Source organism: Rhodospirillum rubrum ATCC 11170, assembly GCF_000013085.1.
Taxonomy (GTDB): Bacteria; Pseudomonadota; Alphaproteobacteria; order Rhodospirillales; family Rhodospirillaceae; genus Rhodospirillum; species Rhodospirillum rubrum.
Map to the genome: position 1 here is coordinate 1,162,539 of NC_007643.1, position 20,237 is coordinate 1,182,775.

The window sequence follows — 20,237 nt, forward strand, 5'->3', positions numbered from 1 at the left end:
AGGTTTTAAAAAGGGCAATCAGGATTGCTTTTTCTGTCCGTTCAATTATCCGCCATAGATTCGTAGAAAGAAAAAGTAGAGGAAAAGGGTCTGACCCCTTTTTGGACCCCTTTTTGCGGCCGTCTCTCTATTGGCGGCCGATGCCGAAGAAACGGCCCAGGGCGGCGTCGACGGATTTTATGGTTTGTGTATCCACATGGCCGAACACGGTGCCGATCTTGGCGCGCGGTAGGGTCACGGCCCGGTCGATCATGATCTGGGATGGTTTGCGCAAGCCGTTTTCCTCGTCCGGCCGCACCGTGATGCGGATCAGATGTTCCTCGTGAACATCGCTCGTAAGCTGGAGCACGGTCACCGAGGGTAGCGCGGCGAAAGCGTCGTCCTGCACCACCAGGGCCGGGCGCGGTTTGCCATAATCCCCGCTGACCGCGATCGTCACCAAATCGCCACGCTTCATGCCGTTCCCTCGTCCCGGAACGGATCCTCATCAAGCAGGGAGGCCAGTTCCGCGAGAGACCGGGCCTCGTCGCTTTCGCGATCGCGGGCGCGCTCGGCGACGGCAAGGGATTGCTGGTGGGCCTCTGCCAGAAAGTCCCCGCGTTGCCGCTCGGCGACATAGGCGCGCATGAAGTCGCGCAGAACCTGCGAGGCTGACTTGTCTTCCGCTGCCGTGGCCCGTGTGAAGGCGCTTTTCAGGGCGGGATCAAGGCGGAAGTTGAATGACCCCTCCTTCGGATTTTGGGTGGTGTGCGGCATCGCGAACCTCTGTGATGCATTGTATCTACATAATGTAATTACGGAATTGAGTGAGGGCAAGGTCACCGGATGCGGGGGCGCTCTCCGGCTGCGGCGAGCCCGAGGGTAATACGGGGCACTGCCCTGAGGGGGCATTGATCCGATGGCCGGCGGGGGGCTTTGTCTTGGCAAGAGGCGATGTCTCTTGCGAATTTATCTAAAAAATAGGCACATCCTCAATTGCAGCCTAAAAAATAAGCTTACTCCGATTCTTGTCCGCGTGGCTACATCCTAACACGCTGATAAAAAAGCGGAAAATCCGTCGCCTGTTCTGGCATGGATGATGCATTCGTCAATAGTTGATAATTTCAACAGATGAATGTGGCCCCCTTTCATGGCTCTGCCGACCGCCGTCATCCCCCGTCCCATTCCCATCGACTATGTGACCTTTCGCCTCGACGTGATCGTCAGTCTGGCCAAGGGCGACGCCTCGGCGGTTTATGAACAGGCCTGTGGCCTTAGCATTCGCGATCTGCGCTTCCTGCGCATCGCCGCCTTCGATCCCGGTTTGCCCCAGGGGCGGCTGGTCGCCGAAAGCTATGTCGAAAAGACCCTGGTCTCGAAAACCATCAGCGATCTGGTGCGTCGCGGCCTGCTGCGCCGCGAGATCGATAGCCAGGACGCCCGCCGGGTGCGGCTGTTCGTCACCGCCGCCGGTCAGGCCGGCGTCGACGCCTGCGAGATCCTGGGGCGCCGGCTTGAAGCCGAATTGATGGCCGGCATCGGCGCCGAGGAGCGGCTGATCTTCGATCGCTGCATCGACACCATGATGACCAATGTCGAGGCGATGGTCGCCCGCCGCCCGCAAGGCGGGGGCGCCAAGCCATGACAACGCCCCTGTCGCCGACGGCTTTTCCCCCGTCTCCCCCGCTTGTCCCCTCGCTTATCCCCTGCTTGTCCCCCCTCGCTGATCAAGGATACTGGCATGTCTCTTAAGCGTATGAGCCGCTGGGCGGCGGCGGTTCTGGTGGCCTCGGCGGCCGCCTTCACCGCCGCCCCCGCCACCCGGGCCGCCGAAGGACCCAAGGTCTTGCGGATCGTTCCCCAGGCCGATCTGAAGATCCTCGATCCGATCTGGACGACCGCCTTCGTCACCCGCAACCACGGCTATATGATTTACGACACGCTGTTTGGCGTCGATGCCGAAGGCGTCATCCATCCCCAAATGGTCGATCGCTATGAGGCTTCGGCCGACGCTAAAAGCTTCCGCTTCACCCTGCGCGAGGGGTTGGCCTTCCACGATGGCCAGCCGGTGACCGCCACCGATGTTATCGCCTCGCTCAAACGCTGGGGGGCGCGCGACAATCTTGGCCAGAAGATGCTGGCCAGCCTTGAGTCCATCGAGGCGGTCGACGCCAAAACCGTCGCCATGACCTTCAAGACGCCCTTTGGCATGGTGCTGGACGCGCTGAGCAAGCCGTCCTCGGTTCCGGCCTTCATCATGCCCGCCCGCGTCGCCGCCACGCCGCCCGACCAGCAGATCACCGATACCACCGGCTCGGGCCCCTATATGTTCGTCAAGGATGAATTCCGTCCGGGCGAACGGGTGGTCTATGCCAAGAACCCGGCCTATGTGCCGCGCGCCGAACCGCCCTCGGGCACGGCCGGCGGCAAGGTGGTTTACGTCGACCGCGCCGAATGGATCATCCTCAAGGACGCCCAGACCCAGGCCAACGCCCTGGTCAATGGTGAGGTCGATCTGATCGAATGGCTTCCCGCCGAGCAGTATGCCGGGCTGAAAAGCAAGCCCGACATCAAGATGGAAGCCCAGGTGGTGAAGATGTCGGTGATGCTTCATCTCAATCACCTGATCGCGCCCTTCAACAATCCCAAGATCGCCCAGGCGGCGTTGATGGCGATCAATCAGCAGGCCTTGATGCGCGCCCAGCTGGTTCACAAGGAGCTCTATAACGGCTGCACCTCGATCTATCCCTGCGGCACGACCTATGCCTCGGAGAACACCGCGTTCTTCACCGGCAAGCCGCAGTTCGACAAGGCCAAGGCCCTGCTCAAGGAAGCCGGCTACGACGGCACCCCGGTGGTCCTGATGTATCCGGCCGATTTCGCCGTCATCAACAAATACCCGCCGGTGATGGCCGAATTGCTCAAGCAGGCCGGGTTCGTCGTCGATATGCAGTCGATGGATTGGCCGACCCTGGTGACGCGACGCACCAAGAAGGACCCGGTGGCGGCGGGCGGCTGGAACGCCTTCATCACCTCGTGGGGCATGGCCGATACCATGAACCCGATGTTCTTTGCCCCGCTGACCGGCAGTGGCGAGAAGGGTTGGTTCGGCTGGACCACCGATGACCAGCTTGAAGCCCTGAAAAGCGAGTTCCTGGTTACCACCGATGGGGCGACGCGCAAGAAACTGGCCGAGGGCATTCAGCTCCGCGCCATCGAAGCCGCCGTCTTCGGGCCGATCGGCGAGTTCAAGCCGCTGACCGCCTACCGGACATCGGTCAGCGGGCTGGTAACCGCCCCCGTTCCGGTGTTCTGGAACCTCAAGAAGGACTGACGCCTCCCCGTCGGTCCCTCTCCCGGTGCGCGGACCTGTTCCCCCAAGGCCGCGCACCGGTTCCCCCGTCCCTCCGCTCGCCGCCGCCAAGAGGCCGTCATGCCCGTTTTTCTGCTGCGCCGGGTGCTCGCCACCCTTCCCGTGCTCGTCGTCGTCGCCCTCATCGTTTTTCTGATGCTGCGGCTGGCTCCCGGCGATCCCGCCGCCGCCATCGTCGGCGCCACCGGAACGGCCGAGGATATCGCCCGGGTGCGCGCCGATCTGGGCTTGGATGATCCGATGCCCGTGCAGTTCGTCCGCTGGGCCGGGCAGATGCTGCAGGGCGATCTGGGCGAATCCTTTTTCATGAAGCAGACGGTGGTGGCGTTGATCGCCCAGCGTATCGAGCCGACGCTGTCGTTGTCGGCGATGACCCTGGTGATGACCATCCTGATCGCCGTGCCGTTGGGCGTCATCGCCGCCTGGCGCCACGGCGGCTGGCTTGATCGGGCGCTGATGGGCTTTTCGGTGCTGGGCTTTTCGATCCCGGCCTTCGTTATCGGCTATTGCCTGATCTGGCTGTTTGCCATGCATTGGCAAATGCTGCCCGTTCAGGGCTATGTGCGCTTTGGCGATGATCCATCGCGCTGGCTGCGCCATCTGATCATGCCCGCCGTCACCCTTTCGATCATCTATGTGGCGCTGATCGCCCGCGTCACCCGCGCCGCCGTCGCCGAGGCGATGACCGAGGATTACATCCGCACCGCGCGCGCCAAGGGGATCAGCGAGGTTCGGGTGCTGATGCGCCATGCCCTGGCCAATGCCGCCGTGCCCATCGTCACCGTGATCGGCATCGGCGTGGCCATGCTGATCGGCGGCGTGGTGGTGACCGAAGCGGTCTTCGCCATCCCCGGATTGGGACAGTTGACGGTGGATGCCGTGTTGTCGCGGGATTTCCCGCTGATCCAGGGCATCACCTTGTTCTTCTCGGTCCTCTACATGCTGATCAATCTGGCGGTCGATCTCAGCTATCTGCTGTTCGATCCGCGGATCCGCTACTGATAGCAAGAAGGCGGCCCCCCATGACCTCCCCCCTTTCGTCTTCGGCCCCGCGTCCCGCCGCGACCGACCCGGCTCCCGCCCTTCGTCGGCGCTCGCTAACCCAGCGCCTGCTGGCCAATTGGTCGGTGCGGCTGGGGGGCGGCGTGCTGGCGATCCTCATCGCCATGGCGATCGCCGCGCCCTGGCTTGGCACCATCGATCCCACCGCCATGGACCCGGGCAGCGGCAATCTGCTGCCGGGAACGCAAGCCGAGTTCATCACCCTGGCCGGCGATAGCTTCGACCATTTCTTCCTGATGGGCAGCGACAGCCTGGGCCGCGATATCTGGAGCCGCGCCCTGTTCGGCGCCCGGGTGTCGATCACCGTGGGCATTTCGGTCGCCCTGGTCGCCCTGGTCTTTGGCATGACGGTGGGCATGGCGGCGGGCTATTTCCGCCGGCTTGATACGGTGGTGATGCGGATCATGGACGGCGTCATGGCGATCCCGGGCATCTTGTTCGCCATCAGTTTGGTCGCGCTGTTTGGCGGTACCCTGCCGACGGTGATCGCCGCCATCGCCATTCCCGAAATCCCCCGGGTCGGCCGGCTGGTGCGGTCGGTGGTGCTGACCATCCGCGAGGAACCCTATGTCGAGGCGGCGATCGCCCTTGATACCCCGACCTGGAAGATCCTGCTGCGCCATATCATGCCCAACGCGGTGGCGCCGCTGATCATCCAAGGGACCTATGTCTGCGCCTCGGCGATCCTGATCGAGGCGATCTTGTCGTTCCTGGGCGTCGGCCTGCCCGCCGATATGGCGACCTGGGGCAATATCATGGCCGAGGGCCGCTCGCAGTTTAACCAGTATCCCCACAATGTGCTGTTTCCCGGGATCTTCCTGGTTCTGACCGTGCTGTCGGTCAACATCCTGGGCGATGGCCTGCGTGATACCCTCGATCCCAAATTCAACAAGCGCGGAGGCTGAACGATGAGCCAGGAAACGGCCCCGCCGATGGTTCTGTCGGTGCGTGATCTCACCATCGCCCTGCCGCCGGGCGCCGACCGTCCCCATGCGGTCAGCGATATCTCGTTTGACGTGCCGCCGGGCAAGGTGGTCTGCCTGCTTGGTGAATCGGGCTCGGGAAAATCGGTGATCGCCAGCGCCATCATGGGGCTGCTGCCCCCCGGGCTGCGCCCGGTGAAGGGCGCGATCGAGCTGCGCGGCCAGGCGCTGCTGAGCTGCTCGCAAGCGGCGCTGCGCGCCTTGCGCGGCACGACGATGGCGATGGTCTTCCAAGAACCGATGACCGCGCTCAACCCGGTGATGACCTGCGGCGCCCAGATCGACGAGATGCTGGCCCAGCATGTCAAACGGCCCAAGGCCGAACGCCGCGCGGCCATCCTGGCGATCATGGAGCGGGTGCGTCTGCCCGAGCCCGAGCGCATCTATGCGTCTTATCCCCATCAGCTTTCGGGCGGCCAGCGCCAACGCATCGTCATCGCCATGGCGCTGATCCTCAAGCCCGCCCTGCTGATCTGCGACGAGCCGACGACGGCGCTCGATGTCACCACCCAGGCGGAAATCCTCAAGCTGATCCTCGAGCTCCAGCGCGAGAACGGCACGGCGGTGCTGTTCATCACCCATGACTTCGGCGTGGTCGCCGAGATCGCCGACGAGGTGGTGGTGCTGGAACTGGGCGCGATGATCGAAAAGGGCGACAAACACGCCGTGCTGACCGCGCCGCGCCAGCCCTATACCAAGATGCTGCTGGCCGCCGTGCCCGAGCTGTCGCCGCCCGATAGGCCGGCGGTGGAGAACGCCTATCCGCTGCTCCAGGCCAAGGATCTGTGCAAAACCTATGTCAGCGGCGGTTGGCCGGGCAAGCGGCGCGTCGTTCAGGCCGCCAAGGGCGTTTCGCTGATGGTGCGGCCGGGCGAGACCATCGGCATCGTCGGCGAATCGGGCTCGGGCAAGTCGACGGTGGCGCGCTGCATCGCCCGGCTGATCGACCCGACCTCGGGGGATATCTTCGCCGACGGCCGCTCGGTCGCCACCGCCACCAAGCGCGAGCTTTCGCCCTTCCGCCGCCATGTTCAGGTTGTGTTCCAAGATCCCTACCGCTCGCTCAACCCCCGCCAGACGGTGGGGGAGTCGATCATCGAGGGACCGGTCAATTTCGGCGTTCCCCGGGCCGAGGCCTGGGCCAAGGCCGAGGAGCTCATGCATTTGGTGCGCCTGAAACCCGATGCCCTGCGCCGCTATCCCAACGAGTTTTCCGGCGGCCAGCGCCAGCGGATCTCGATCGCCCGGGCGCTCGCCTGCAATCCCAAGGTCTTGATCGCCGACGAGGCGGTGTCGGCCCTTGATGTCTCGGTTCAGGCGCAGATCCTGACCCTGCTCGAAGAGATCCAGGGCCGCCTGCGCATCGGCATCCTTTTCGTCACCCATGATCTGCGCGTCGCCAGTCAGATCTGCGACCATGTCCTGGTGATGTACAAAGGCGAGATCGTCGAGGAGGGGGCGATCCGCGACGTGTTCTTCGCCCCCCGTCATCCCTATACGCGAAAACTGCTGGCCGCCTCGCCGGGCCGCGATTTCGCCTTCGCCCGGTGAGAAGCGCCATGTCCCCCGATCCCGATGATATCCTGGCCGGTGACGCCCGCGCGCTTTCGCGCCGCATCCACCACCGCGCCGTTTCCTGCCGCGAGGTGATGGCCGCGACCCTGGCCCGCATCGATCGTTTCAACCCCGCCGTCACCGCCCTGGTGTCCTTGCGCGATCGCGAGGATCTGTTGCGCGAGGCCGATGCCAAGGACGCCCTGCTGGGGAAGGGGCTTTCGCAAGGTCCGCTGCACGGCTTCCCCCAGGCGCCCAAGGATCTGGCGGCCACCCGGGGCATCGCCACCACCCGGGGCTCGCCGCTGTTTCGCCACCAAATCCCCAAGCAGGACGCGATCTTCGTCGAGCGCCTGCGCGCCGGCGGGGCGATCTTCGTCGGCAAGACCAATACCCCCGAATTCGGCCTGGGGTCGCAGACCTATAACCCGGTCTTCGGGGCGACGGGCAACGCCTATGATCCGCGGCTGACCGCCGGCGGCAGCAGTGGCGGGGCGGCCTGCGCCCTGGCCCTGGGCATGCTTGCCGTGGCCGACGGCAGCGACATGATGGGATCGCTGCGCAATCCAGCGGCCTTCAACAACGTGTTCGGCTTCCGTCCCTCGGCCGGTCGCGTGCCCCATGGCGTTGTTCCTGATTTGTTCTTTCAGCAACTGGGCTATGACGGGCCGATGGGGCGCAGCGTGGCCGATCTGGCGCTGTTGCTCTCGGTGATGGCCGGCTTCGACGCCCGGGCGCCGCAGTCGCTGGCCGGGGATCCCGCGGTTTTCGCCCAGCCCCTGGAGGGTTCGGTCGCCGGGGTTCGTGTCGGCTGGCTGGGTGATCTTGGCGGCTATCTGGCCTTCGAGCCGGGGATCTTGGAGCTGTGCCAGGGCGCCTTGGCGACCCTGGGCGATCTCGGCTGCGTCGTTGACGAGGCGACGGCCGGTTTTCCCCTGGATGCCCTGTGGACGGCCTGGACCGATCTGCGCAGCTTTCTGGTGGCCGGTGATCTGGGTCCGCTCTATGCCGATCCGGTCAAACGCGCCCAGATGAAGCCCGAGGCGATTTTCGAGATCGAGCGCGGGCTGGCTTTGAGCGGTCCGCAGGTTTTCGCCGCCTCGGCCCGGCGCAGCGCCTGGTACCGGCGGATGCTGGTGCTGTTCGAGCGCTTCGATGTGCTGGCCCTGCCCAGCGCCCAGGTCTTTCCCTTTGAGCATGCCACGCCCTGGCCGCGCGCCATCGCTGGCCGGACGATGGACAGCTATCACCGCTGGATGGAGGTGGTGGTGCCCGCCAGCATGGCCGGGGTGCCGGTGATCAGCGTTCCCGTCGGCTTCAACGCCGCCGGCTTGCCGATGGGCCTGCAGGTGATCGGCAAGCCGCGCGACGACCTGTCGCTGCTGCGCTTGGCCCATGCCTATGATCTGGCCACCCGCTGGCCCGCCCGGCGGCCGCCGCCGGTTCTTTCCCCCGCGTCTTGAAGGGTTCTCAAACCATGTCCGTCATCCCGCAGATCGCCGCCTTCGCCCAGGAGCTTGGCGCCCTTCGCCACGATATCCACGCCCACCCCGAACTGGGCTTCGAGGAAAGGCGTACCGCCGCCCTCGTCGCCGAGAAGCTGGCCGCCTGGGGGATCGAGGTTCACACCGGCATCGGCAAGACCGGCGTGGTGGGGGTGCTCAAGGGCCGCCTGGCCCCCGGCGCGCAAGGGGCGCGGACGATTGGCCTGCGCGCCGATATGGATGCCCTGCCGATGGACGAGGAAAGCGGCTGCGCCTATGCCTCGACCCACGCGGGCCGCTTCCATGGCTGCGGTCATGACGGCCATACCACCATGCTGCTGGGCGCGGCCCGCTATCTGGCCGCTACCCGGGCTTTCGCCGGCACCGTCGTTTTCATCTTTCAGCCGGGTGAGGAAGGCGTTGGCGGCGCCAAGGCCATGCTGGCCGATGGCCTGTTTACGCGCTTTCCCTGCGACGAGCTTTACGCCATGCACAACTGGCCGGCCCAGGCGGCCAATACGGTGATGGTCAAACCCGGCCCGGCGATGGCCGGATCGGATTTCTTCGATATCCGCATCAAGGGCAAGGGCAGTCACGGGGCGATGCCCCAGTTCTCGCGCGATCCCATCATCGTCGCCACCGCCTTGGTCCAGGCCCTGCAATCGGTGGTCAGCCGCAATGTCGCCCCGACTGGCGCCGCCGTGCTGTCGGTCACCCAGATCCATTCCGGTTCGGCCTATAACGTCGTGCCCGATGGGGCGGTGATTTCGGGGACCATGCGCTTTTTCGACGCCGCCGTCGGCGATCTGATCCGCCAGCGCATGCGCGCCCTGGCCGCCGGGCTGGCCACCAGCTTTGGCGTCGAGATCACCGTCGATCTGCGGCCGACCTTCACCGTTCTGGTCAATGATCCGGCCCTGTCGCGGGCCCTGGTCGAGGCGGCGGGCGATGTCGTCGGCGGCGATCGGGCGATGATCAAGGAGGATCTGGAGATGGGCAGCGAGGATTTCGCCGACATGCTGCGCGTCGTTCCCGGCGCCTATTGCACCCTGGGCCATTCCACGGCGCCCGAGACCAATAAGCCCCTGCATAATCCGGGGTTCGTTTTCGACGACGCCATCTTGCCGGTGGGGGCGAGCCTCTACGCCCGCATTGTCGAAAGACGGCTGATTGGACAAACGTCATAGGCGTTACGAAAATAGTGTTCTTTTTTTACGAGTATCTTTGCAGCAACGGCCGCACCTTTATTCATATGGTCTAAAGGCAAGGTTGTTGCCGGGTCCCAAGCCTATAAGATCAAACGACAAGGGTCGGTGTTTTATAGGGCGCACGGGGCTTTCGACATGCAGATAAAGCCGGAAAGGACGCTGCTTTCCGCCGAGGCGACTCTGATCGCTAGCGGTACGATTGGTGTCATCGCCATTCTTGGTCTTGTTACGGTCCTGCTGGCCAACTTGTGGAAAGACACCACCCGGGATGCCGAACGGTCGGCGTCGAATCTCATTCGGTTGATCGACGCCGATGTCCGCCGCACCATCGAACTGTATGATCTGGCCTTGAGCGGGATCATCGAAGCGGAAAAATTCAAGACCATCAAAGATCTTTCCCCCGAGGCCCGCCACGCCCTGATTTTCAGCCGGGTCGTGGCCACCCATTACATGGGGGGGCTGCTGCGCCTGAACGCGGCGGGGGATATCATCGCCGATTCAACCTCGCTTGAGCCGCGCGTCGGCAATTTCGCCGATCGCGATTATTTCCAACTTCATAAAGCCGATCCCGACCTCGGTCTGCTGATCGGCCGCCCGATCAAAGTCCGCCTGAGCGATCAGGAATGGCGCATTCCGATTACGCGGCGTGTCTCCACGGCCGATGGACGGTTTGATGGCGTTGTCATGGGGGCGATGCGGGTCAGCTATTTCGACCATCTGTTTGGTAAGCTCGATATCGGGTCTCAGGGCTCGATCACTTTGCTCAAAAGCGATGGAACGCTTCTGGCGCGGCGGGGTTTGCCGGGCGAGTTGGATATGGTTGGTCGCAACGGTCTGGATTTTCCCAACTTCCATAGAATCATCAACGGCTACTCGAAAAATTTTTCGGGTTCTTCCGCTTATGACCATATCCGGCGGATTTATTCCTTCGCCCATGTCGAAAACCTGCCTTTGATCGTTGTCGTCGCCTTATCGGCAAACGAGGTTTATGGCGGCTGGATCCAGGCCGCCATCGTGGTCGGCGGCATCACGTTTGTGCTGTGTTTGGGGGTTGGCGCCGTTGTCGTTTTGCTGTTGCGCGAGTTTCGCCAGCGGCGCTTGACCGAGAGCGCCTTGAGCGAGCTGGCCGTGACCGATGGTTTGACCGGGCTGTGTAACCGCCGTCATCTTGAAGAGGTCTTGCGGGTGGAATGCGCCCGCTCGGCGCGCAACCAGCAGCCGCTCGCCCTTTTGATGATCGATGTCGATCACTTCAAAGCCTTCAACGATCGCCACGGCCATCGGATCGGCGACGGGGTCTTGGTCGATCTCGCCGTTATCATCCGCGCCCTATTGAAGCGCCCCGCCGATGTCGGGGCGCGCTATGGCGGCGAGGAATTCGCCGTGATCTTGCCCGATACCGATCTTGCCGGCGGGCTGCGGGTCGCCGAGGCGATCCGGGCGCGCATGGCCGGGCGTCCGCCCGTCGGTCAGGATCTTCGCGCCGGCACGGTCAGCATCGGCGTCGTTTCCAGGATTCTGACGCCGGGGTATGGTGTGGATGACCTTGTCATGGACGCCGACAAGGCGCTTTACGCGGCAAAGGGAGCAGGGCGCAATCGCGTTGTTCCCGCCGCCGATGAAGCTGATAGGGAGGACCTGATATCTTTGAGCACTGAGTGACCCTTGCCCCTTCCCCGCGCCCGAGCGTGGCCCCCAGGACCCTTTCATGATACCGGCCCTTCGCAAGATCGTTTTCACCGGCGCGCCCTGCTCGGGCAAGACCGAGATCATCGGCCGCCTAGCCGCCCGCCACGGCGGGCGGGTGGTCGTCGTGCCCGAAGTCGCTGGGCTGGCCTTCGCCATGAACCTCGCCGATGGCCGGGCGGATGGGCGCAAGATCTTCTTTGAGGCGATCGCCGCCCTGCAGGTCCGTCTGGAAGAAGTGGCCGAGGCCTGCGCCAACCGGCTTGATCGCCCGGTGATGCTGCTTGATCGTGGCTTCTTCGACGTTGTCGCCTATGCCGAGGCTTACGGCGCCACCGAGGTCGACGCGCTCGGCGCCCTGGGTCCCGGCGGGGTGGTTCCGCGCTATGATCTGGTCTTCAACCTGGGTACGGCCTTTGGCGTGGTCGACGAGGCGACGCGGCGGGCCAATAATCGCGGTGAATCGCTTCCCCAGGTTCTGCGGATCGCCGAGGCCTTGGGGAGCGTGTGGCGCCGGGACCATCGGGTGATCGATGTGGCGATGGCGCCCGCCGGAATCGAGGACAAGGCGCGTCTCGTCGAGCGTCTGTTGGCGGAAGCCGATGTTTTAACGTAACGGGTCGGCGAAAAAACAAGGGGATTTACATGCGCTTGATCGGAATGATGGATTCGCCTTATGTCCGGCGGCTCGCGGTGTCGCTCAGGCTTCTTGATCTGCCCTTCACCCATGAGCCTTTGTCGGTCTTTCGCGATTTCGAGGCCTTCGCCCGCGTCAACCCGGTGGTCAAGGCGCCAACCCTGGTGACCGACGAGGGGGTGGTGCTGATGGACTCCACGCTGATCCTTGAGTATGTCGAGCGTCTGGTCGCTCCGGGTCTGCGGTTGGCGCCCGAGGATCTGGGCGCCTATGCCCAGGCCCAGAAGGTGATCGGTCTGGCCCTGGCGGCGGCCGAGAAGGCGGTTCAGATCGTTTACGAGCGCATGCTGCGCCCCGAAGCGATCCGCCATCAACCGTGGATTGACCGAGTTCAGGGGCAGATGGCCCAGGCACTCGCCCTGCTCGAAGCCGAGATCGGCCCCCAGGGCGCTTGGCTGTTTGGCGAGCGGCCGCTGCAGGCCGATATCACCACCGCCGTGGTCTGGCGGTTCGTTCGCGAAATGCTGCCCGAAGCGCCGCCGGAAGCCGACACCCCGAAGCTGACGGCGCTTTCCGCCCGGGCCGAGGCCCTGCCGGCCTTCCGCGCCTGTCCCTTCAGCTAACGGCAAAAAGTGGCCTTGCCGCCTTACATCTTGTCGACCACATAGCCGGCGCCGACGCCAACGGCGCCGCCGATGGCCGCGCCACAGGCCACGCAGCCGCCGGTCAGCGCCGTGCCGACGGCGCCCACCCCGGTGCCGATCGCCCCACCCGTCAACATCCGTTGCTGGGTGGGCGACAGGTTCGAGCATCCGCCGACGAAAAGCGCGCCGGTTAGGGTAAGAAGGGCAAGAACGCGGGGCATGGAATGTCTCCTGGTCTGCGACGCCGGGGATCTATCGCTATCCGCCGTGAGGGCGGACGGCGAAAGAACGCGCGATCGGGAAAAGGGTTGCGGTATTGGAAGGTGCCTTACCGTCAGGTTTCCACCACCAGCCGGCCGGTGACGATGGCCTCGCGCGCCGCATCGACCCGTTGCCAGAGGTCGGTGGGGATCAGCGGGCGATTGTGATGGTCCAGGGCCAATCCCATGCCCTCCTCGCGCAGGCCGAGCGAGAGCGGACCGGGCAGCCATTGCCCCGAGGCGAAGGAGGCGGCGGCCTGAAGCACCGCGGTGTCGACCCGCTTGATGACGCTGGTCAACATCGTGCCGGGGAACAGGTAATTCTGATTGCTGTCGACGCCGATGGCCAGAACGCCGCTGTCACAGGCCGCCTGATAGGCCCCCAGGCCCGAGCGTCCGGCGGCGGCGAAGATCACATCGGCCCCCGCCGCGATCAGCGCTTCGGCTTCGAGCATGCCGGCGAAGGGGTTTTGGAAGCCGGCCTGGGTGGTCCCGATCATCTTTTCCAAAACGATCGTGCCGCCGGCGCCGCCATGGCGCGCGCCGGCGGTGTATCCTTTGCGGAAGCGCTCGATCCCCGGCGTCGGCATGCCGCCCAAGAACCCCAGCCGTCCGGTGCGGCTGACCCCGGCGGCCAGGAGTCCGGCCAGAAACGCCCCCTCTTGTTCGCGAAAGGTGACCGACTGGAAGGCCGGGCGGTCGACCTCGGCATCGATCACGGTGAAGCGCGCCGCCGGGTGGCGCGGCGCGCTGGCGAGGGCGAAGCCGTGCAGGCCATAGCCGATGGTGATGACCAGATCGGCTTCGCCGGCGGCGCGCTCGATCATCTCGGGTTCTTCCTGGGGCTCCGTCGGCAGGTACTCGCGGATGGTCGCCTCGAGAACCCCACGCGCCGCCTCGACGCCCTCGGAAGCGGATTGGTTGAAGCTTTTGTCAAGCTTGCCGGCCACCGAAGAGGAATAGACCACGGCGATACGGGGAGGGCCGGCCTTGTGTGCGCCGCCTTCGGCCGAGGCGGGCGCCGCTTCCTCGTCGCCCGCTTGCGCCCGGCCTCCGAGCGCGGCCAAGGCGGCGACAAGCGGCAGGCCGGCAAGGCCGGTCATCAAGCGACGGCGGTCGATCATTGGGCGGCATCCCCGGTCAGCCAGGGCTGGTCACGCAGCACCTTGGCGAAATCTTGGGCCTCGAGCGGCTTGGCGAAATAGTAACCCTGGCCGAAATCACAGCCTTCGGCGCGCAAAAAGGCCAAATGCTCGGCGGTCTCGATGCCCTCGGCCACCACCGTCAGCCCGAAATCATGGCCGACGCCGATGATCGCCCGACACAGCCGGGCCTGTTCGGGTTGGTCGGTCACTTCGCGGATGAAGCTTTGGTCGATCTTCAGCGAGGTGGCGGGCAGGCGTTTGAGATAGGCGAGCGCCGAGTAGCCGGTGCCGAAATCATCGATGGCCAGTCCGACGCCCAGGGCGCGCAAGCCTTCCAGCCGCCGGCGGGCGCGCTGCTCGTCATGGACGAAGACGCCTTCGGTGATCTCGATTTCCAAGGCCTCGGCCGGCAGGCCGGTGGTGTGCAGGGCCTCGGCGACCAGGGCGGCCACATCCTGGCTGAAGACCTGGACCGGCGACATGTTGACCGACCCCTTCAGATCGCTCATGCCGTCATCGCGCCAGAGGCGCAATTGCCGGCAGCATTCCTCCAGGACCCATTCGCCAAGGGGGATGATGAGGCCCGAGGTTTCGGCCACCGGGATGAAGCGGGCCGGGGGGATGAGGCCGTGCCGGGGATGGTTCCAACGGACCAGAGCCTCCATGCCCACCACCCGGCCGCTGCGCAGATCGACCTTGGGCTGGTAGAGCAGGCGCAACTCTCCGGCGATGATGCCCGCGCGCAGATCCTTGCGAACCTGCGAGCGGACCTCGAGATCCTCGCTCAACGCCGAGCGATAGCGGCAGATCGGGTCGCCGGGATCGTTCTTGGCCTGTTGCATCGCCAGTTCGGCGCGGCGCAGCAGGCTTCCCTGATCCTCGGCGTCCTCGGGCCAACCGGCAAAGCCGATGCAGGCTTCGATATCGAGCGAGGCGTGACCGATGACGATCGCCGGCCGCAAGGCGGCGAGAATGTTTCGGCATAACGCCAGGGCCCGGCCTTCGTCATCGGGGTCGAGGGCGAGCAGGGCGAAATCATCGCCGCCGAGCCGGGCCACCAGATCCTCGGGCCCGGCGAGTCGGCGCAGGCGATCGGCGACCTCGCCCAGGATGGTGTCGCCGGTCTGATGCCCGAACATCTGATTGACGTCCTTGAAGCGCCGCAGGTTGATGCTGATCAGCCAACCCCGACGCTGCCCGCGCGCCAGCAGGCGTTCCCCCCCGGCGAGAAAGCCGTGGCGGTTGAGCAGGCCGGTCAGGCTGTCGTTGCTGGCCAGATAATCAATGCGCTCCATGGCGTCGCGAAAGACCGATACGGCGCGGGCCATCTCGCCGATTTCGTCTTTCCCGCCGATGGGGAGCGATCCCTTGAGGTGACCATCGGCGATTTCCCGCATGCCATAGGAAAGCCGGTCGAGGCGGGCGACGATCGCCCGCCCGACGTAGAGCCAGGCGATGAGGATGGCGCCAAGAAGCCCCGTGGCGCTTGTCGCCGCCAGCAGGATCTTCGACAGGTGAAGCTGTTTCTCCGTCGCCTGTCGATCGGCGTCGACGGCGATCATGGTGTCGCCCAACATGCCCTGAACCCGCTCGCCGATCTGGCGCGACAGGGCCCGCACGTCGCGCAGGCGGTCCTTGGCGACGGCGCCGGCGCGCAGGGCGAGACGCTTGCGCGCGACCAGTCCATTCGGGCCGGAGCCGATGGCGATCAGGGTATTGTTCATCTCGGCGATGGCGTCGTTGGGCTTGGCCGAGATGCTGGCTTGCAGGCGCTGGAGCGATTGATCGATCCGACCGGCATTGACGGCGATATCGTTGGCGTCGTCGCTGGCCAGAACCTCGCCCAGCAAGGACAAAAGGCGCGTGGCCAGATACAGCGAGTCCGGGGGGATGCGGCCCTGGGTTCCGGCATCGGCCATCAGCAGGCGAACCTTCTGATGGAGGAGATCCATCTGGGTCGCCAGATCAAGGATGTCGCGCTGGGCGCCGCGGGCTTCCTGAAGGGCGGACAGCAGGATTTGCAGCTGCGCCGAAATGCGCCCCGACAAATCGCTGAAATCCGTAAGGCGGGTGTTGGGGGCGGGCAGGGCCTCGACGGCGGCGATCGAACGGTTCAGGCGCTCTTCGGCCTCGGCCACATCGCGCCAATGCTCGCTTAAGGTGCCGGCGCTGTCGACGAGAACGACATGGGGCAAGGTGGTCAGCAGGGCGTTGCTGTCGTCGGCGAGCTTCGCCACCGCCACGATCGCCGGCAGACGGTCATGGGTGATCGCTTTGAAGGTGGCGGTCGCCTGATTATAGGAATTAAAGGCGATCAGCGTCACCACGGTGGACAGCGCGCCGATGGAGAGAAAGGCGATCCAGAGATGGGTGCCAATGCCCAGGCGCAGGCGTCGGGGGCGTTTGGGATCGGTCGCGCTGGCGGAGGACCGCAGGTCTTGGATGGATGGCTCCATGACGTCTCCGAAAAGCCGTCTCCACGAACGGCGTAAGCGCCTTAGGCTTATTTTTCACAAGACCGGCAAGGCAAGGGGGGGCTCATGAAAAAATGAATCCTGTCCGAAGGACTGTACGAATGCAAGGTCCACCCCCAGCTAACCCCATAAAAAGCAAGATCTTTCAACTATAGTCGTTAGTGTTTTGAAACTTTTATTCCCCCTTTGATGGTGCCGATGCCCGACCGCGCCCGACCTGCGGTTCAAGGGCTCTCGCGGTCTTGACGCCCGTCGGCGAACATGGCCTTGTCGCCGACTCCGACGGTTTTCCCCTTTGTTTCCCGCGGTGAGCGGGGTTTTCTGGAGCGCGGCATGGATCCGGTTCTGACCTGGCTTGACACCTTCGGCCTGATCGTTTTCGCCGTGTCCGGGGGGCTGGTGGCGGCGCGCAAGGGCATGGATATCGTTGGCTTCGCCCTGATGGCGACGGTCACCGGCATCGGCGGCGGCACCTTCCGCGACATGGTGTTGGGGATGACGCCGGTCTTCTGGGTGCGCGAGCCCCATTATCTGGTGGTCTGTCTGGCTGTCGGTATCCTGACGTGGTTCGTCGCCCATCGCCTGGATTCGCGCCAAAGGGCGCTGTTGTGGGCCGACGCCATCGGCATCGCCTTTTTTACGGTGGTCGGTACCCAGGTCGGTCTGCGCGCCGAGGCCGGCATTTCCGTGGCCCTGCTGATGGGGGTGATGACCGCCTGCTTCGGTGGCATCGTCCGCGACCTTCTGGCCGGCGAGCCGAGCCTGATCCTTCAGCGCGAGATCTACATCACCGCCTGCGTCGCCGGCGCCTGCGCCTATCTGCTGTTTGACGCCATGGGAGCGGGCGAGGGCGTTTCGGGGGTGGTGTCCTTCTGCGTGACCTTCCTGGTGCGCGGCGCGGCCCTGGCCTTCGGTCTCAGCCTGCCGGGCTATCGCGACAAAATCGATCGCAGCCAGGGTGGAACGGGCAAGGGATGAGCCAAAGGCGGCTGGTTCTTGACCGCGGTCTTCGCGCTGCGTAGCATGGCATCCATGAACAGCGTCTTTCCGATCACCCTGCGGCGAATTACTAACCCGGTCCTCTGAGGAGGGTCGGGCTTGTGCCGTTCCGGCGTCCCCTTGCGGGGACCGGGTCTCATCGGAAGGCCGGCGAAAGGCGCGCGACGCCCGCTTCGCCGGTCCAGAGGCAAAGGGTGCCGTTCATGGTTTTCCAGTCTTCTTCGTTGTCGTCGTCTTCGCCGTCGTCCGACACTTTTTCCGCGGCCGACGCCGCCGGTGTCGATCATCGTGTTCATTGCCTGTCGATCCTGGCCGATCCCCAGCCCGGGCTGATCGAGCGGGTGGTCGGCACCCTCTCCAAGCGCGGGCTGTTGCCCGAACGTCTGGTGGTCGCCGTCGATGGCGACCGCGTGGCCCTTGATCTTCAGGCAAGCGGGCTTGAAGATAAGGTGGCTAGCCATCTGGCGGCGCGGTTGCGGGCGATGCCCGGGGTCGTTTCGGTGCTGCTGTGCCTGAAGAACGGCTGTCCGGCCGAGTAGGGACGGGGGCGGGGGCCGCCCGGGCTTGGGGCGGCTTCTCTTGACTTCGGGCTTTGGCGTTTAAAGTGTCTGTTGCATGACATTGAAAACGCGCTACTCTTACAGGAACGGACCGGTCAATGCGTCCGTACAAGGGAAACTTCCAGAAGCGTGGCGTGCCGCCCAGGGTGACGGCATCTGGCAAGACGGGCTCTTCGACCGGATGGGTTGCGGTGGGGTTTGGTTCGCCCGCAAGGGACGTGAAGGTCCGCCACCGCATTGTCGGGACTCTCTTGCCCGGAGTCCCCGGGTCCTTGAAGGACGTCGTGCCATGCCCGATACCGCCGTCGCCGGTCCCCTGTTCCGCCTGCCTCCGTCGCCGGCCGAGGACAGCTCGCTGCCTTTGCTGACCCTGTATGAGGTCAGCAAGATCCTGGGGTCGACCCTGGATCTCGAGCATTCGCTCCACGACGTTCTCAATGTCCTCGCCTCGTATATGCAGATGCGCCGGGGGGTGGTGACGCTGAAGGACGCGCAAAGGCAGCTCGAGGTGGTGGCGGTGTCGGGGATGACGCTGCGCAACGCCGTGGAGGGCGAGGCGCGTTATCCCTTGGCCGTCGCCCAGGAGGTCGTAAGCACGGCGATGCCGATGATCGTGCCGTCGATGGCCGCCGATCCCCGCTTCGCCGCTTTCGCCGCCGAGGCCGACGGTCTGGACGACGAGGTGCAGTCGATGATCTGCGTGCCGATCAAGGGCGGGGTGAAGCCGTTTGGCAGCCTGTCGATCGAGCGCCATCGCGACCGGGGAACCCGCTTCAAATTCGAGCATGATGTGCGCTTCCTGACCATGGTCGCCACCTTGATCGCCCAGACAGTCAGTCTGGAGCGCCGGGTGGTTGGCGATCGCGACAGGCTGATCGAGGAAAAGGCCCGGCTGGAAAAGGCCCTGCCGAAGCGCGAAAAGCCGTTGAAGGGGACGATCTTGGAAAACGTCGTCGGCCGGTCGTCGGCGATGATGAAGATTTCCGCCCAGGTTCGCCAGATCGCCCCGTCGCGGGCGACGGTTCTTTTGCGCGGGGAAAGCGGCACCGGCAAGGAACTGATCGCCCAGGCCATCCACTATCTCAGCCCGCGCTCCGACAAGCCCTTCATCAAGGTCAATTGCGCCGCCCTGCCCGAGACCTTGCTGGAATCCGAGCTGTTCGGCCACGAGAAGGGCGCCTTCACCGGGGCGACGACCGAACGCAAGGGCCGCTTCGAAATGGCCAGCGGCGGCACGCTGTTTCTTGACGAGATCGGCGAGATCACCGTCCACTTCCAGGCCAAGCTGCTGCGCGTGCTTCAGGAAGGCGAATTCGAGCGGGTTGGCGGCGGCAAGACGATCAAGGTCGACGTGCGGCTGGTGGCGGCGACCAACAAGGATCTGGAAGACGCGGTGACCCGGGGCGAATTCCGCGCCGATCTCTATTACCGCATCAATGTGGTGCCGATCTTCCTGCCGGCCCTGCGCGAGCGCCGCGAGGACGTGCCGCTGCTCGCCCAGTTCTTTCTGACCAAGTTCAACGAGGAAAACGGCCGCTCGCTGCGCTTCTCGGAAGGGGCCTTGACGGCGATGGGCGGTTGTAACTTCCCCGGCAATGTCCGCGAGCTGGAGAATTGCGTCTGTCGCGCCGCCACCCTGGCCCAGGACGAGGTCATCCAGGAACTGGGGCTGTCGTGCCATAACGACAAATGCCTGTCGGCCAGCCTGTGGCAGCGCCGGGGAAGCGGACGGGCGATCGGCGGTCTGGCCCCGGTTACCGAGCAGAACGATCCCGATACCACCTCGGTCGCCTGGGAGGGCGATCTTCGCCCGGCCGCCCCGGCGCGCGCCGGAACGCCACCGGGGCGCGGCTATGCCGGTCCGGGGGAAAGCGCCGATAGCCCGTCTTCCCCATCGGCCCCGCCGCCCGCCGCCGCGCCGGCCGCCGAGGATGGCGAGGACGAGAGCGACGCCGGCCAGCGCGAGCGCATCGTCCACGCCATGGAAAAGGCCGGCTGGGTCCAGGCCAAGGCCGCCCGCTTGTTGGGCATGACGCCGCGACAGATCGGCTATGCCCTGAAGAAGCACGATATCCCGCTCAAGCGCATGTAGGGCGGAAACGACGGATCTGTCGATATCCCGACCGCCGCCTGTTGCCATTCTTACATTGTCGTAGACTCTACAGGGGGTTTCAGAGGCGGTAGGTCTT

At 64.9% G+C, this 20,237-nt stretch carries 18 protein-coding genes; 13 read left to right on the top strand and 5 right to left on the bottom strand.

The features are described 5' to 3' along the window. Positions 1–127: 127 nt before the first annotated feature. Both RRU_RS05110 and RRU_RS05115 read right to left on the bottom strand, forming a co-directional pair. Complete coding sequence (locus tag RRU_RS05110; protein WP_011388731.1) at positions 128–457, bottom strand: type II toxin-antitoxin system PemK/MazF family toxin; 330 nt, start codon at positions 455–457, stop codon at positions 128–130. Then, entirely contained in the window at positions 454–756 is a 303-nt protein-coding gene (locus RRU_RS05115) for a hypothetical protein (RefSeq protein WP_011388732.1), read from the bottom strand. The genes RRU_RS05110 and RRU_RS05115 overlap by 4 nt, the downstream gene beginning before the upstream one ends. Positions 757–1,129: 373 nt before the next feature. Here RRU_RS05115 and RRU_RS05120 point away from each other — a divergent pair, with 373 nt between their 5' ends. The 10 genes from RRU_RS05120 (at position 1,130) to RRU_RS05165 (ending at position 12,589) form a co-directional block, all read left to right on the top strand. Further along, positions 1,130–1,624 carry a MarR family winged helix-turn-helix transcriptional regulator gene (locus tag RRU_RS05120; RefSeq protein WP_237703835.1) on the top strand — a complete coding sequence of 165 codons (495 nt, stop codon included), beginning with the start codon at positions 1,130–1,132 and terminating at the stop codon, positions 1,622–1,624. Positions 1,625–1,720: 96 nt separating this feature from the next. Continuing rightward, complete coding sequence (locus RRU_RS05125; RefSeq protein WP_011388734.1) at positions 1,721–3,313, top strand: ABC transporter substrate-binding protein; 1,593 nt, start codon at positions 1,721–1,723, stop codon at positions 3,311–3,313. A 99-nt stretch (positions 3,314–3,412) separates the two neighbouring features. After that, positions 3,413–4,354, top strand: coding sequence for an ABC transporter permease (locus RRU_RS05130; RefSeq protein WP_011388735.1), 942 nt, complete (start codon positions 3,413–3,415; stop codon positions 4,352–4,354). 20 nt (positions 4,355–4,374) lie between these two features. Beyond that, a complete protein-coding gene (locus tag RRU_RS05135; protein ID WP_011388736.1) occupies positions 4,375–5,319 on the top strand; it encodes an ABC transporter permease in 945 nt (314 codons plus the stop codon). A 3-nt stretch (positions 5,320–5,322) separates the two neighbouring features. Beyond that, the gene (locus RRU_RS05140) at positions 5,323–6,948 is read left to right on the top strand and encodes a dipeptide ABC transporter ATP-binding protein (protein WP_011388737.1); all 1,626 of its coding nucleotides are present in this window, start codon (positions 5,323–5,325) and stop codon (positions 6,946–6,948) included. An 8-nt stretch (positions 6,949–6,956) separates the two neighbouring features. Next, positions 6,957–8,414, top strand: a complete 1,458-nt coding sequence (locus tag RRU_RS05145; protein WP_011388738.1) for an amidase — start codon at positions 6,957–6,959, stop codon at positions 8,412–8,414. Between the two features lie 14 nt (positions 8,415–8,428). Beyond that, on the top strand, positions 8,429–9,622 hold the full coding sequence (locus RRU_RS05150; RefSeq protein WP_011388739.1) for a M20 aminoacylase family protein: 1,194 nt from the start codon (positions 8,429–8,431) through the stop codon (positions 9,620–9,622). Positions 9,623–9,778: 156 nt separating this feature from the next. Further along, on the top strand, positions 9,779–11,305 hold the full coding sequence (locus tag RRU_RS05155) for a sensor domain-containing diguanylate cyclase (protein ID WP_011388740.1): 1,527 nt from the start codon (positions 9,779–9,781) through the stop codon (positions 11,303–11,305). Between the two features lie 46 nt (positions 11,306–11,351). Beyond that, positions 11,352–11,945 (top strand): ATP/GTP-binding protein, encoded by a 594-nt coding sequence (locus RRU_RS05160; RefSeq protein WP_011388741.1) that lies wholly within the window; start codon positions 11,352–11,354, stop codon positions 11,943–11,945. 29 nt (positions 11,946–11,974) lie between these two features. Next, positions 11,975–12,589, top strand: a complete 615-nt coding sequence (locus RRU_RS05165) for a glutathione S-transferase family protein (protein ID WP_011388742.1) — start codon at positions 11,975–11,977, stop codon at positions 12,587–12,589. Positions 12,590–12,612: 23 nt separating this feature from the next. Here RRU_RS05165 and RRU_RS05170 read toward each other — a convergent pair whose 3' ends face one another. The 3 genes from RRU_RS05170 to RRU_RS05180 all read right to left on the bottom strand — a co-directional run bounded on the left by RRU_RS05170 (position 12,613) and on the right by RRU_RS05180 (position 16,471). Then, the gene (locus RRU_RS05170; protein WP_011388743.1) at positions 12,613–12,831 is read right to left on the bottom strand and encodes an outer membrane protein; all 219 of its coding nucleotides are present in this window, start codon (positions 12,829–12,831) and stop codon (positions 12,613–12,615) included. Between the two features lie 113 nt (positions 12,832–12,944). Next, the gene (locus tag RRU_RS05175) at positions 12,945–13,994 is read right to left on the bottom strand and encodes a BMP family lipoprotein (protein WP_011388744.1); all 1,050 of its coding nucleotides are present in this window, start codon (positions 13,992–13,994) and stop codon (positions 12,945–12,947) included. Then, positions 13,991–16,471 (bottom strand): putative bifunctional diguanylate cyclase/phosphodiesterase, encoded by a 2,481-nt coding sequence (locus RRU_RS05180; RefSeq protein WP_011388745.1) that lies wholly within the window; start codon positions 16,469–16,471, stop codon positions 13,991–13,993. Before RRU_RS05180 ends, RRU_RS05175 begins: the two co-directional genes overlap by 4 nt. A gap of 351 nt (positions 16,472–16,822) precedes the next feature. On the opposite strand from RRU_RS05180, the gene RRU_RS05185 reads away from it, so the two are divergent. From RRU_RS05185 to nifA, 3 genes are all read left to right on the top strand, one after another. Continuing rightward, positions 16,823–17,467, top strand: a complete 645-nt coding sequence (locus tag RRU_RS05185; RefSeq protein ID WP_014626073.1) for a trimeric intracellular cation channel family protein — start codon at positions 16,823–16,825, stop codon at positions 17,465–17,467. A gap of 224 nt (positions 17,468–17,691) precedes the next feature. Further along, the gene (locus tag RRU_RS05190) at positions 17,692–18,027 is read left to right on the top strand and encodes a hypothetical protein (RefSeq protein WP_011388747.1); all 336 of its coding nucleotides are present in this window, start codon (positions 17,692–17,694) and stop codon (positions 18,025–18,027) included. 310 nt (positions 18,028–18,337) lie between these two features. After that, positions 18,338–20,140: a nif-specific transcriptional activator NifA gene (nifA, locus tag RRU_RS05195; RefSeq protein WP_011388748.1), complete on the top strand. Its 1,803-nt coding sequence runs from the start codon at positions 18,338–18,340 to the stop codon at positions 20,138–20,140. Positions 20,141–20,237: the final 97 nt, after the last annotated feature.